Source organism: Chitinophaga ginsengisegetis, assembly GCF_900168065.1.
GTDB lineage: Bacteria > Bacteroidota > Bacteroidia > Chitinophagales > Chitinophagaceae > Chitinophaga > Chitinophaga ginsengisegetis.
The window spans coordinates 108,482-123,757 of sequence record NZ_FUZZ01000002.1 but is presented as its reverse complement, the minus strand read 5'-3'; the positions used below and the strand labels follow the sequence as shown (position 1 = coordinate 123,757).

The 15,276-nt window shown below is 48.5% G+C and carries 9 protein-coding genes; 5 read left to right on the top strand and 4 right to left on the bottom strand.

Annotated features, from left to right (window positions below; all coding sequences use genetic code 11):
* Nucleotides 1-4: 4 nt before the first annotated feature.
* From B5Z18_RS14240 to B5Z18_RS14225, 4 genes are all read right to left on the bottom strand, one after another.
* Nucleotides 5-1,090: a phytase gene (locus B5Z18_RS14240; RefSeq protein WP_079470158.1), complete on the bottom strand. Its 1,086-nt coding sequence runs from the start codon at nt 1,088-1,090 to the stop codon at nt 5-7.
* An 18-nt stretch (nt 1,091-1,108) separates the two neighbouring features.
* Complete coding sequence (locus B5Z18_RS14235; protein ID WP_079470157.1) at nt 1,109-2,374, bottom strand: right-handed parallel beta-helix repeat-containing protein; 1,266 nt, start codon at nt 2,372-2,374, stop codon at nt 1,109-1,111.
* 24 nt (nt 2,375-2,398) lie between these two features.
* A complete protein-coding gene (locus B5Z18_RS14230; RefSeq protein ID WP_079470156.1) occupies nt 2,399-5,161 on the bottom strand; it encodes a TonB-dependent receptor in 2,763 nt (920 codons plus the stop codon).
* 237 nt (nt 5,162-5,398) lie between these two features.
* Nucleotides 5,399-6,976, bottom strand: a complete 1,578-nt coding sequence (locus B5Z18_RS14225; RefSeq protein WP_079470155.1) for a tetratricopeptide repeat protein — start codon at nt 6,974-6,976, stop codon at nt 5,399-5,401.
* Nucleotides 6,977-7,162: 186 nt separating this feature from the next.
* Between B5Z18_RS14225 and B5Z18_RS14220 the strand changes: the two genes are divergently transcribed.
* From B5Z18_RS14220 to B5Z18_RS14200, 5 genes are all read left to right on the top strand, one after another.
* Entirely contained in the window at nt 7,163-7,936 is a 774-nt protein-coding gene (locus B5Z18_RS14220) for a 3-keto-disaccharide hydrolase (protein ID WP_079470154.1), read from the top strand.
* Between the two features lie 132 nt (nt 7,937-8,068).
* A complete protein-coding gene (locus tag B5Z18_RS14215) occupies nt 8,069-8,671 on the top strand; it encodes an RNA polymerase sigma factor (protein ID WP_079470153.1) in 603 nt (200 codons plus the stop codon).
* 86 nt (nt 8,672-8,757) lie between these two features.
* Entirely contained in the window at nt 8,758-9,927 is a 1,170-nt protein-coding gene (locus B5Z18_RS14210) for a FecR family protein (protein ID WP_079470152.1), read from the top strand.
* A 319-nt stretch (nt 9,928-10,246) separates the two neighbouring features.
* Nucleotides 10,247-13,573: a TonB-dependent receptor gene (locus B5Z18_RS14205; RefSeq protein WP_200817279.1), complete on the top strand. Its 3,327-nt coding sequence runs from the start codon at nt 10,247-10,249 to the stop codon at nt 13,571-13,573.
* 11 nt (nt 13,574-13,584) lie between these two features.
* The gene (locus tag B5Z18_RS14200) at nt 13,585-15,273 is read left to right on the top strand and encodes a RagB/SusD family nutrient uptake outer membrane protein (RefSeq protein WP_079470150.1); all 1,689 of its coding nucleotides are present in this window, start codon (nt 13,585-13,587) and stop codon (nt 15,271-15,273) included.
* Nucleotides 15,274-15,276 lie beyond the last annotated feature (3 nt).

Here is a 15,276-nt window from a genome sequence, read left to right as displayed (position 1 = left end):
GACACTATTTTTTTATTGGCGCTGATTCCAGCTCTTTACCGGCAATATCTTCCCAGCGATAATAATGGAAGGTCCGGTCGTCGCTCATCACTACAAATAATCCATGTTTGAAAGTATTGTTCAGTGGCACATTTACTATATCGGAGCCGTCGCTGTGGCCGGCGCTTACTTTCACCACTTTCAGCAACGTATGCGTTGTTCCTGACCGGCTGAAGATATGAAATTTGTTGGCACCCTGGTCAGATACCAGGATATATCCTTTGGTGGGAGAGGTTTTATAAATAGAAATACCCTCATGATCTTCTGTAAAACCGGTGGTGCCGAAAACTGTTAATTCTTCATTACCTTTTTCCGGGTCGGCATAATATTGTCGTACGCCGTACTGTTCATCAGAGTAATAAACATAGCCGGCTTCATTATCTACGGCAATAGATTCTATTTCCTTTTTACCGCTGTAGTGGCCAAACTTACGTACCAGCGTGGCTTTTATTTTTCCAGCACCGTTATCGGTAAGGCGGTATTGCCATAAATAGGTACCATCCTGCGGACCGGTTTTACGGCCTGCAATTACATAGTGTTCGTTCTTTTTGTTAGTGTAAACCGCCACTCCCATGAGATCACGGTATTGTGTGCCGGTTTCGCCTTCAAATGCCGGGATGCCACCATCATCGATGGGTTGCATATCGGGCAATGAATAGAAGCGGAGCTTATGCGTGATGCGCTCGGTGGTAACGGCATAGTCTATACGTTTTCCGTTGAGGAGTAATCCGTATGCAATGTCCACATTGTTGGGACGTTGCAGGTTGGGCACCACCTGTTTAATCTTTCCTTCAAGGTCAAACACATACAGGGCGCCTTCGGCCGATTTATCAGTGCCTATCACCAGGCTCCGGGCGGGATTTTGCGGGTTTACCCAAATGGCAGGATCGTCTGAATCAAACTTTACCTGTTCGGTGATTACTGCGGGCTGAATAGTAGTGGTATCCGTGTATGCCTGTCCGTTAGCCCGGCTTGCCGGTCTTGCGCAGGCAAGAAAACACAGCAGTCCGGGAAGAACTGCTGTGGAGTATAATATATTGCGTGTAGTCATTACTGTGAGATCGCTGTTTTAGTTTTTAGTACCAAAGGCGCCAATAAAAGAGGAAGGAGCAGGAGAGGCGTAGTTAATGCCGTTCAGCACCAGTCCGTTCGGGAAGTTACGGGTAAAGGCAGTGGTACCGGCGCCCAGCGCAGGTGAGCCGGCCAGTAAATGAAAGTCCCAGCTGGTGTTAAAATCCGGGCTATCGGTCGGTGTGTTCAACGGATAATTTACAAATTTCGGATCATTCTCACCGGCTTTTGTACCGATAACATCATTGGCGCCGCTAATGATATCTTTTGCGGGCTGGAACTGGTCGACGGTAGTTTGGTTAAAGCCATAATAAAGATTGTTGCTGATAACCGAGCGACTGTCCTCTACTTTTTTGGTATCTCTCTTAATACCAAACCGTGTGTTGGCAAACAGGTTATTGTGTAGTTCCACAAACACGGTAGCTTCCACCCACACGGAGCCGCCTTTTACTGTAGGCCTTCTCCAGCCGGTGTTGAGCATGGTATTGTTATAGGCAATTACGTGCGCCTGTGGCGTGCGTTCGCCGGAGTTGGATAATTTAAGCGCGTTGGTATTGGTAGAGTAAAAGAGATTGTAACTCACATCCGCGATACAACCGGATTTGATGTTAATACCTTCTCCGCCGGTGATACCGGTGGTGTAAAATTTATTATTGGAGAAGATAAGTTTGCCGCCTTCAATGTAGGTGCAGTCTTCATTAAAATTGCGGAAGATACAGTTGGTCACTACCAGCTTACCATTCACATTGCTGTACCATAATGCAGGTAATGCTTCGCCGCTCACAGCTTTATACAATCCCTGTTTCACAGAAGCAGACGACTCGGTGGTAACAGCACCGCCGTATTCGAGGATGGTATTGTCCAACAGCAGCTCTGCACAGGATTTAGCCGCGAGGATACCGCCCCATTGTTTACCAAACTTGCGGCTGTCGGTGCGGTAGTTTTCTTCAATAGTAAATCTCACCGGTTGTTCAGCGGTTCCCATTGAATACAGGTTTCCTTTTACAATTACTTCCGGTTTTACGAGAGTATCCATGATTACTAATACGCCTTCTTCAATCACCAGCGTTTTACCTTCCGGGATAGTGATATCGCCGGAAACGCGCTGGATGCTGCCTTTGGGCCAGATGCCCCACACATCGCCGTGAACGGTGCCGGAGCCAATGATGCTTTCGCTGAGGTCTACATCGCTGTTTGCTTTTTTACAGCCGCTGACAATGGTCAGTATCAACGCAGCGTAAAAGAGAATATTTTTATATTTCATGATGATGAATATTTTGGAATGAGTTTATAATTTGTAACGTACACCCAGCAGGTAGGTTTGTTTGTAATATTCTTTCCTGATCAGGGTTTCATTGGCTTTTCCCTGTCCCGGCATATTGGTGTTGGCAGGGTCAGTTCCTTTGATAAATATTTCTGCCGGCGTGTTCAGCAGGTTGCCTGCTTTGGCGAAGATGCTGAAGTTATTCCTGAACCTTTTTTCTACAGAAACATCCATCTGTATAAATCCTTTCTGCCAGAGGTCATTGTCGATGTACTGGGAAACGGTAACGATGCGTGGACCGGTATAAGCGCCGGCCAGCTGTGCATCCCATCCATGCTGAATGTCTTTGTACAATACAGAGAGGTTACCGATATGCTCGGACTGTCCGTACAGCGGACGTGTTTGATCTACCGCGATGGTTTTAACGTCGCCTTTTTCATCCCTTATCCGCAAACTTTTGGAAGTAGTGATGGAAGAGTGGGTGTAAGTGTAGTTGGCTTTGAAACCTATTTTGCTGAAGAATTTGATATAGTCTATTTCCAGGCCGTAGTTGCGGGCGGTACCGAAGTTACCGGCAGAATAGTACTGGTCCTGCGGACGGGTGGCGTCTGCACGGATGGTATTTTCGATAGGGTCCTGGATTCTTTTGTAGAATACGCCTACCAGTAATTGATCGGAACGTTTCGGAAACAGTTCATAGCGCAGATCAAAGTTATCGGCGATAGCGCGTTTCAGATCAGGGTTACCGCGTTCCTGGTAGTCTTCCAGCACAATTTTAGAAGGAACAATTTCAAAGAAGCCGGGACGGTTCAGTGAGCGGAAGTAAGAACCACGCAAGTTCTGGTGTTCGGATAATTCGTATTTCAGGTTCAGGCTGGGCAACACATCGGTGTACGCCTGGCTGCCGGTAGGACGGTCTTCTCCCTGTGGAAAAAACATATGATAGCCCTGGTTGGTATGTTCCACACGTACGCCACCGGTTATTTCCAGTTCGGATACTTCGAATTTAAACATACCGTATCCGGAGGTTGTTTTTTCGGAAGCATCGTAAGTAAGCGGGTTGCCTACTGCGCCGCCGGGATTCTGGATCTCCCATACAATATCTGTATAGCTGGTAAAATCCTTACCATATAATGCGTTGATATTGGAAGGTCTGAATGTATAGTTATTAAAGAAGCTGCTGCGTTGTTTGTCGCGGTACAGGCCACCTGCGGAGAAATCTACTTTTGTTCCGGCTATCCTGGCAGTGTAAGTAAGATCAAGGTAACCCGCGATATCATCGTCTGTATTACGTTCCCAACGGCGGTTGGTGCCATTGTTCTCAACAGTGGTACGTGTTTCCTTGAAGTTGTTACGCACCCCGTTTAATGCAATGGTGGTATTATCGGGTACCTCATTTTTGGCGGAGGAGAATACGGCAGACCACTGCAATTTTAATTTACCGGGAATGATATGATGATCACCATGCAGGGTGGAATTGTAAATCTGCTGCGTGGTTTTCCTGGAGCGGCTTTCAAACGTCAGTTGCGCATTGCCGGCCACAGGATCAAATATGCCATCGGAAAAGTTGGTGGTGATGCCTTCACGGGTCTGGTAACTTTGCAGGTTCATGTAGGCATTGTAAAGCGACAGCTTATTGTTTTCATTAAACACGTAGTCGATCTTTCCATGCAGGCCGCTGCGTTGCTGCTGTTCGCTGTACTGCCGGTTTTGCATACTGGTAAGCACGGAGTAATGCCCGGTGTCCATATCATTCTTATAGAACGTGCTGGTAGTGGCGCGATAGGTATTCTGGAAGCTACCGGCGAGGATCACGCCCAGTTTATTGTGCAGGAAACGCTGGCCGATGGATAAACCTGCTACCAGGTTGGGCGCGAAGTTTTTGTTTTTATAGTCCAGTGTGCCGGTGGCAAAATCTGCCGGGGTGGCGTTATAGCTTTTACCGTGGGCTTCGTAAGGTGATTTGGATTGTATGTGGCTGGCATCAAAAGAAGTAAAGCCTTTGTCCAGTACCATCTGGCTGTAGCCGGTAGCTACGTTGGCGTTGAGCGATAATTTGCCAGGGGCGTCTTTCATCACCATGTTCACTACGCCGCCCACCGCATCGCCTTCCATGTTTGGCGTTAAGGACTTGTATACTTCGAGGCGGTCCAGCAACTCGGACGGGAAGATATCGAGCGGCACGTACCGGTATTTATTATCCGGGCTGGGTATTTTCACCCCGTTGATAAGCGTGTAGTTATATCTTTTGTCCATGCCGCGGAGAATGGCGTATTGTCCGTCGCCGTTGCTGCTGCGTTCTATGGAGATACCGGAAACGCGCTGGATTACGTTCGCCACGGTGAGGTCGGGCGATACTTCTATAGCCTGACCGGATACTACGTTCATCACCTGGATGGATTTCTGTTCCAGTTTGCGGGCCGTGTTTTCTGAAGAGGCTTTGGTGCCGCCGGCAATCACTACTTCACTCAGGTTTTTGCTGCTGCGTTCACTGAGGTAGATGTTGAGCGCCGGGTTATCACTTTCCAGTACGGTCACTTCTTTTGTTAATGTTTTGTAGGTAAGATGGGAAATGTGCAGGGTGAATTTTCCTGCCGTAATCTTTTTGAATTCAAAGGAACCGTCGAGACCAGTGAGGGCAACCAGTTTGGTTTGGTCCATTACAACAGTGACGCCTACCAGCGGTTCGCCCGTTTTCTGATCGTACACGTGTCCTTTCAGACTGCCGGCGCTGGCAAATGTGACGCACAGCAGCAGACATAAAAGCGTTGTTAAAAGTGTCTTCATCTTTGGTGAATTTGATGCCGTTCGTGTTAGTGGCGAACTGCATCGCAAATGTGGGCTGCTGCAAAAAAAAATGCAAAAAAGCAGCGTAAGCAAAACGTAAACAGCGTTAACAACGCCGTAAACAAAGCGTGATCAGCGTATACAAACAGGATGTAAATGATTGGTAATTAAGTATTTATTTGTAACAGGAATCGCCATTACCATTATGTTACCGCAACGTTACCGCAACGTTATGCATTACAGGCTTTGTACAAAAGTGTTGAGCGTATCGCCTTCCGGAATGTTTAATTTTTTCCGGAGACGATATCTTGCTACCCGTAAACTGTCGGGTGAAATACCAAGAATGGTCGCCATATCTTTTGAGTCCATATTCATTTTATGGAGCGCCAGTAATTTGATATCGTTGTTGGTAAGATCGCTGTACAACGCATTGAGTTTATCAAAAAACACCTGGTGTACCTGTTCAAAGATGCCGGTGAATTCTTTCCATTGTTTCTCGTGATTCACGGTCTGGTTAATTTTCAGTACCAGTTGCTGCAGTTGTCTTTTCTGGTCCCGTTTATCTTCCTGCACCATTTCGGAGAGGGTGTTACGCAGCTCATCGAGGAACTGGTTCCGTTGGATCACATCCAGCGTGTGGGTGGCCAGTTGTTTACTTTTCAGTTCCAGCTGGTCTTTCTGCACCCGGTTTATTTCAGCATTCCGTTCAGATACGGTCTGCGCCTGGCTGATCTTCAGCTTCTGGCGGGAGATGGTGAGGAGGCAAAGGATGATGAGTAGTACTACCACAATCACTACAGCGGTGTAAATGATGCGGTTTATTTTATGGCTGTTTTCCAGCTGGAGGATTTCGTCGTTCTTTTTATTGGTGTCGTACAGGATCTGGAGGAAGTTCATCTGCTGGTTGTTTTGAGCTGAGTAGATGTCGAGCAGGCATTTGCGGCTGTACTCCATATAATAAAAGGCGCTGTCGTTCCGTCCGAGGAGATTGAATGCTTTGGCAATGTCTTTACAGGCTGCCGCTTCCTGGTATTTATTATTGGTTTGCAGTGCAAGGGCCAGTGCTTCCCTGGAGTAGGGCAGGCTGTTTTTAACATCGCCGGTTTTGCGGAGTACGTCTCCTATATTATTCAGTACTTCTATGCCTGCTATGCGTTCGTGGCCCGCTTCAAAAAGTTGCAGGGCCATGCGGAAAGACGATAGTGCGGTATCGTATTTTTCAAGGTCTTCATAAATGGTGCCCAGGTTTTCGTAGATGCCGGCCATACCAAAGGTATCGCGTGCGCCCTGGTATTGGGTCAGCGCCAGTTGCTGGAAGTACCGGGCGCTGTCGTATTGTTGTTGCTTTTCATAATAATGGCCGATGTTACCATAGGTGGCAGCCATGCCGGCGGGATCGTTTACCTGGCGGTACAGCTGGAGGGCTTTATCGTACTGCATTTTAGCGCCCGGCTTATTAATATTGCGGTAATACAGCTGGCCCATATCATTGAGCACGGCTGCTTCGGCCGCTTTGTGGCCGGTGGCGGTAAAAAGGGTGGCCGCCTGCTGGTAATATTCCAGCGATTTGGCGTAGTGGCCCAGGGTGAAGCAGATCTTTCCCATCTGGCGGAGGCATTTGCCGGCAGTGGCTTCATCTTTGTTACTGATAGCTGCATCATGCATTTTGCGCAGGGCAAGAAAGGCGGCATCCGGTGATTCCTGGCTGAGCTTTCCGGCGGCGGCGAGCTGCATTTGCAGCGTGTCCTGCGCAGCGGTGGCGATTACCGGGAAGGCAGATAAGCATAGTACGATAAACTGAAAAACCCGTTTCATTTGTAATGACAGCACGTATTAATTAAGTGTAATCAATCCGCAAAGAATGTTTTTTAGTGTTAACTGTATGTTACCAAACCGGCTGCCGCTGACATAAAAATGCTTGCTTACCGATACTATTTTATATATTATTGTGACGCCGGTTACATTTTTGACCCATAAATTAGTTCCAGTTAAATATTGATTATGAAAAAGAGAATCTTAGTTACCATGCTGCTGGCCGGAGGAATTGGCGCCGCCAATGCCCAGGAAAAAGCAAAGCCTGAAGATACAGAAGTGTATACCCCGGTGCCACCGGAAGTAAAGCCCGGGAAAAAATGTGGTGAAGCGCCTTCGGATGCCATCATCCTGTTCGATGGCAGCAACCTGGATCAGTGGGTAATGACCGACGACCGCGAGAAACCCGCAGAATGGCTGGTGAGCAAAGGCGTTCTGACGGTGAACAAGAAGGTAGGGAATATTGAAACAAAGAAAGCGTTTACCAACTACCAGTTACACATCGAGTGGCGCGTTCCCGCCAATATCACCGGTACCGGTCAGGGCAGGGGCAACAGCGGTGTTTTCCTGGCTTCCATCGGTAAAGGAGATGCCGGTTATGAATTACAGGTACTGGACTCCTACAATAATAAAACATATACCAATGGCCAGGCTGGCAGTATTTACAAGCAGTCCGTGCCACTGGCTAACCCTACCCTGAAGCCAGGGGAGTGGAATACGTATGATGTGATCTGGACAGCGCCCGTATTTGGTGCAGATGGGGCGTTGACATCTCCCGCAAAAGTAACCGTAACCTTTAACGGGGTAGTAGTACAAAATGGCTACGAGCTGAAAGGCCCTACCCAATACATCGGTCAGGCAGCCTACCGCCAGGCGCATGGTCCCAGCCCTATCAAGCTGCAGGCACATGGCGATAAGAGCGAGCCGCTGAGTTTCCGCAATATCTGGGTAAGAGAATTATAGTAACAAAAACGAATTTACAGGAAAGGGCGGTCGGCAACGACCGCCCTTTTTTTATTTTTTTCTCCCTGTTCCATCATTTTCTTTACTTTTAATACCACGACGTTATGTAAAACTATTCCACTTTCCTGTTTCATGGAGCATGTAAACATTGAGAAGAACTTGTTGCTAAGGGCTGCTGCGGGCCATGAAGAGTCGTTTACTCAACTCTTTTTCCTGTACCGGCATAAGTTGTACAGCTTCCTGCTGCGGCTGACGGAATCTCCGGAGATGACGGAAGATGTGATACAGGATGTATTCCTGAAGTTGTGGAAAGACCGCGAAAACCTGGTGAACATCGAACAGTTTGGCGGATATATTTACCGGATGGCGCAACACCAGGCGCTGAATGCGTTCCGGCGCATGGCGAAAGAAACCCTGATCCTGGCCGAACTCACCAGGGTGACTAACGGGGCCGCGCCCGCCGATGCCGCGGATAACCTGAGTGTCCGGGAAGTAAGGGAAAAGTTACAATACGCGCTGGATCATCTTCCTCCAAAACAAAAACTGGTGTATACCCTGAGCCGGGAACAGGGGCTGAAACACGATGAAATTGCCCGGCAGCTCAATATCTCCCCGTCTACCGTTAATAACCATATGATTGCCGCCCTGCGTACCATCCGTCAGCAACTGGGGCCGCACCTGCATTCCATTACGGGCGCTTCCTGCCTGCTCATGATCATCGATGGCTTCCGCTGAAAAAAATATTTTTAATTACACTAGTCATATTTTCCCGCTCAGGTGTCTATTGTAAGACAGATTCCGCATTAATGTAAAAACACCGCATGATTTCAGCAAGGATCAGCTACCTGGCAGCACGCTATTTTGATAATACTTGTACACCGGCAGAAAAGCTGGAGCTGGCGGCATGGATCGGCCGGCAAACGGATGATGCCGTGCTGGAAGAAGTATTGGGCGAAGCCTGGGAATCGCATGTGCCGCTGATCATGATGCCCGATGAAATGTCGGACCGCATTGTGGCAGCCATGTTTGGCCGCGCACCGGAAGTGCCTGTAGTGCCGGTACGTACCCGCTACCATAAAATATGGTGGGCGGCTGCCAGTATCCTCGTGCTTGGTGGCATCGGCGTATGGGCATGGCAGCATCAGCCGGCGCCAGCGCCGGTAGCGGAAAGCAAACAGCAGCGGTATAAAAATGAAGTGATGCCCGGCAGCAACCGCGCTATGCTCACCCTGGCCGATGGCAGCGTTATTGCGCTGGACAGTGCGGGCAACGGCGTGCTCGGCCAACAGGGTGCCGTAAAAATCATCAAACAGGCCAACGGCGAACTGGCTTATGTGGGCAACGGTAACGGCGAAGCCATGTATAATACTATGACCACCCCCCGTGGCGGCCAGTACCACCTTACCCTGCCCGATGGCACCCAGGTATGGCTGAACGCTGCTTCTGCCATTACTTACCCTGCGGCCTTTACCGGTAAGGAAAGAAAAGTAACGGTGAAGGGAGAAGCTTATTTCGAGGTAGCTGCCAATGCCAGTATGCCTTTCCGGGTGGCGGCCGGCAACACAGAAATAACGGTACTGGGTACACGGTTTAACATAAATGCCTATACGGAGGAACCGGCTATCCGCACCACACTGGTAGATGGTGCTGTGAGCGTGGCTGCCGGGAAAAACACCACCATACTCCGTCCGCGTATGCAGGCGAGGGTAGGGAAAGATGAAGTATTACACGTTACTGAAAATATAGATACCGATGAAACCATTGCCTGGAAAAACGGGTTCTTCCAGTTTACCGATGCAGATATGCCTACGGTGATGCGGCAAATAGAAAAGTGGTACGACGTTAAAGTGTCTTATGAAGGAGCGATTCCTGAAAGAAGCTTTGGCGGCGGCATGCAACGCTCTTTGCCCTTAACGGAGGTGCTGGGAATACTGGAGGAAAATGGGGTAAAATTTAAGATAGAAGGAAAAAATATTATTGTTCTGAAATAAAAAACCACGTTACTGATTTACTACTAAACTAAGAAACACAAATTCCACTGCATAGGCTCCTGAAGTTTATGTATTCTACCTGTTATGCACAATAAAGCCGGAAACGCTGATAACATTTCCGGCGGCGTCTGGATAACACAAACAAAAAAGTCGGCGAAGACTCCTTATTCATTCAACCAAACAATGCAAATGTATGCAAATTAATTGTATCGCTCTTTGCAGCCGGCCAGCTGTTGCTATTACCCGGAGCGTTATTTCCCGGACAGGCAGCAGGGTTTCCCGGCATCGCACGCTATGCTCAACCAAAATGCTGTTAGCTATGAAGTTAACGATTCTGTTCACGTTATTGCTCCTGAACGTAAGCGCCACCGGCCTTTCGCAAACGGTAAGCTTTTCAGGTAAGTCGGTATCACTCAAATCAGTGTTTGCCGCCATCAAAAAACAAACGGGATACGTAGTGTTCTACGACAACCTGTTGCTGAAAAACAGCAAGCCCGTGACCATCTCCGTGGAAAACGCGCCGCTGGCGGTTTTGCTCAATGCTGCCCTGAAAGACCAGGGGATGACTTTTACCATCCTGGATAAAACCATCTCCGTGAGGAAGCAACAGCTGCTCACGCTTCCTCCTATCCTGAAGTTAATGATCCCGCAGATGACCATCACCGGCCGGGTTACAGACGACTCCAATACACCGCTGCCAGGTGTGACCGTATTGCAGAAAGGAACCAGCAACGCTGTTATTACCAACGAAACCGGCGAATACCGGCTCACCAACATCAGCGATGGCGCCGTGATCGTTTTTTCCTATATCGGGTTTAATAAAGAAGAAGTTACTGTGAACGGCCAGTATAAGCTGGACATCCGTCTTACCAAAGCCGCCAACACCGCCCTCGATGAACTGGTGGTAATTGGTTATGGCACCATGAAAAAAAGTGACCTCACCGGCGCCGTGTCTACCGTGAAAGGCGATGCCATCGCCTCCCGCAAAACCACACAGGTGTCGCAGGCGCTCCAGGGCGCTGTTCCGGGTGTAATGGTTACCCGCACCAACAACGCGCCTGGCGCCGTGGCACAAATCCGCGTAAGAGGGATCACTACTATTTCTGATGCCGGCGCTTCACCGCTCATCATCCTCGATGGCGTACCCATTGATGATATCAACTCTGTCAACCCAAATGATATTGACAATATTTCTGTACTGAAAGATGCCGCTTCTGCTTCTATTTATGGCTCCAGGGCCGCCGCCGGCGTGATCCTCGTTACTACCAAACGTGCGAAGAACGGGCAGCTGGATCTGAACTACAGTTATGAATACGGCGTGGAAAAGCCCACCAAACTGCGTGATTATGCCAATGCGGTAGACTATATGCGCCTCACCAATGAGCTGCGGTGGAACGACAACGGTAATAACGCCAACGAATACCCTATTTACACCAAAGATATTGTGGATAACTATGCCGCACTGCATGCGCAAAATCCGGATCAGTACCCCGATACCGACTTCAGAGGTATAATCCTCAGCAACAGCGCACCCCGTGAAAGCCATGCACTGAGCATCGCCGGCGCCGGGAAATCCCTGCGCTCCAGGGTATCGCTGGTATATGATAAAATCGGCGCGCTGTACGAGGGCCGCTCGTACGACCGGCTTACCGCACGCATCAACAACGATATCATCATCAATAAATACCTCACTGCCAGCGTAGATGTGAATTACAAACGCACCATCGTAAAACAACCGACCATTGATCCGATGTACAAGATGGGCATCATGCCGCCCATTTATGCGGCCATGTGGTCTGATGGCCGCATCGGCGCGGGAAAAGACGGCGCTAACGTGTACGTGCAAACAAAATATGGCGGCTTTAACAACAACTGGTTTAACCAGCTTGGCGGAAAAGTAGGTATCGATTTTACGCCCATAGAAGGATTGAAAATTTCCGGTATCGTATCTCCCTTTATCAACTTTGATAAAGGAAAGAAATTTACCCGCAAAGTGCCCTATACTGCTTTCAATAATCCAAACGCTATTTCAGGATATATTGAAGGTCTTACCGAAACCAAACTGGAAGAAGCGCGTAACGATAGCTACCGCTACACCACCCAGTTTGTCGCTAATTATAATAAACAGATCAAAGACCACAGCTTTAGCCTGATGGGCGGATATGAATTTTATAAGGCATTCAATGAAGACCTGGGTGCATCGCGCGGACAATATATCCTCAGCAACTATCCCTACCTGAACCTGGGCCCGCTGGAGTTCCGCGACAACAGTGGCGGCGCATATGAAAATGCATACCGCTCCTGGTTTGGAAGAGTTACCTATAGCTATAAAGATAAATACCTGTTCCAGGGAAATATCCGTTATGATGCGTCTTCCCGTTTTGCCGCAGGCTACCGCTGGGGTTCTTTCCCGTCTTTCTCTGCCGGCTGGGTGATATCAGAAGAGAAATTTATGAAGTCTACCGCGCCGTGGTTATCCTTTGCAAAGCTCCGTGCTTCCTGGGGTTCACTGGGTAATGAACGCATCGGTAACTATCCTTACCAGGCATTGCTGCGCTTTGAAAATAATTCCCTGTTTTATAAAGGCAACAACATCGTATCTGCACAATCTGCTGCACAGTGGCAATATGCCATCCGTGATATTTCCTGGGAAACCACCCACTCATGGGATTTGGGTGCAGATGTAAATTTCTTTGATAACAGGTTGCGTTTTACCGGTGATTATTTTAAGAAGACAACCGAAGATATCCTGCTGGAGCTGGAAATCCCTGATTATATCGGCTTCGACAATCCTTACCAGAACACGGGTAAAATGTTTACTACCGGCTGGGAAGCACAACTGGGCTGGAACGATCGCATCGGTGATTTCACTTATAGTGTGTCCGTGAACGTATCCGACTTTGTATCCAAAATGGGCAATCTTGGAGGAACACAATTCGTCGGCGATTCTATAAAAAGACAAGGCAGTGAATTCAATGAATGGTATGGCTATATATCTGATGGTATTTATCAAACACAGGATGAAGTGGATAAGTCGGCAACGCTCAATGCCAACGTGAAACCCGGGGATATCCGCTATCGTGATGTGAGTGGCCCCAACGGTGTGCCCGATGGCAAAATATCCCCTGAATACGACCGCGTACTGCTGGGTGGTTCGTTGCCGCGTTATCAGTATGGCATCAGTTTGCAGGGCGGATTCCGCAACTGGGATCTGGGTATTGTATTCCAGGGTATAGGCAAACAAAACTCCCGCCTCACTACCGATATGGTACGGCCACTCTATGAAAATTTTGGCAATTTCCCGGCTATCATCGATGGCAATTCCTGGAGCAAATACAATACGCCGGAACAGAATAAAGCCGCCAGGTATCCGCGCTATACCAATACCTCTGCAGGTAATAACTACGCCATGTCCGACTTCTGGCTGATCAACGGCGCCTATTTACGCCTGAAAAATATCAACGTAGGATATTCCATGCCCAATGACTGGGTAAAGAAGATCCGCATTCAGAGCGTTCGTATATACGGTAGCGTTAGCGACCTGTTCTCTGTGCATAATTTCCCGAAAGGTTGGGACCCTGAACAACCATCACTGGGTTATCCTATTACCACCAGTTATGTTATTGGCGCATCTGTTAAATTCTAAATTCCACGAACATGAAGCAACTTATTCTCATAGCCGGCATCACTTGTATTTTCTTCAGCGCCTGCGGCAGCCTGGATCTGAACCCGCTGTCCGACGGCTCCAGCGAAACCTGGAATTCCAATGCGGAAGAAATAGAAATGTCGCTCAACGGATTGTATAAAATCAATTTCTGGATGAAGGACGACGACGATTGGACCGACGACTGGATATACCGCGACGTTACCACCGCTGTTACCGGCGCTACCATCAATGGTGAAACAGATTTTGTAAAGAAGTGGTGGACGGATACCTACAAAGCCGTAGCCCGCGCCAACAACATCCTGCAAAGCATTTCCCGCGCAAATAAGGTACTGTCGGCCGACCAGATAAACAACTACACCGCGGAAGCCCGCTTTGTAAGAGCGTGTATGTATTCCCGTTTGTTATCGCATTACGGCAACATCATTTATACCGACTCCACACTCGATATCGACCAGGCGCTGCAGCTGAAGCAAATGGATAAAGCAACGGTGTTAAAAAAGATCTATGAAGATTTTGATTTCGCCGCAGCTACCTTAAAAACTACTTATGGCGCATCAGAACTGAAGCGTGCCACCAAAGGCGCTGCCCTGGCCATGAAAGCACGTATTGCACTGTATATGGGCGACTGGGCCGTTGCACGCGATGCTGCCAAAGCATGTATCGATCTGGATGTATATAAACTGCACGATAATTTTGGAAACCTGTTCCTGTCGAAAACAAAGAATTCTACCGAAACTGTTTTTGGACTGCCAAGATCAGTGACGTTAAAAGTTACTTTCGACGACTGCCAGAATTATGTGTCGCGCATCGCCGGTGGCTGGGCTGCCAAAGATCCGTCCTGGGATCTCTTTTGTAGTTTTTTATGTAAAGATGGATTACCGGTAGATAAATCCCCTTTATTTAATCCCCGCCGCCCGTTTGATAACCGCGATCCGCGCTGCGCCGCCACCATCGTGGAGTTCCAGACCCCGCACCTGGGATACGTTTTCCAGCCGCATCCGGATTCCCTGAAAGTGAGGTCAGTATCAGATAATAAATACGTGGAAAATAAAGACACCCGTGCTATTGCACAATACGCCTCTTTCAACGGGTTGTTGTGGAAAAAAGGTATCGATGGCGACTGGCTCCTCAACTCCTGGAAAATGGAAGCCGATAATATTGTGATCCGTTTTGCAGATGTATTGCTCATATATGCAGAAGCCAAAACAGAGTTGGGAGAAACGGACCAGCTGGTGCGCGATGCCATTAACAAAGTAAGGGCGCGCGCCTATGGTACCGTTTACACCAATACCAGTGCGTATCCTGCGGTTACCGCCGCGGATCAGTCCAGCCTGCGTAAAATTATCCGTACCGAAAGAAGAATGGAGTTTGCACTGGAAGGTATCCGTTACATGGATATCATCCGCTGGAAGCTGGCGGAAAAAGTGCTGAACAAAGCAAACTATGGTTTGCTGGAACCCGCAGAGCTGCGTACAAAAATAGTGCAGCCGGGATTATGGTTCTTCCCGCAAACGCCTGCTATTGATGAAGATGGTATAGCCGATTTTACCGCGATGTATAACGCCGGCCTGATAAAACAGATCACCGTGCGTAAGTTTGATGCCACGCGCCAGTACCTGTGGCCTATTCCATCTACAGAAGTATTGACCAGTCACCTAACCCAGAATCCAAACTATTAAGTG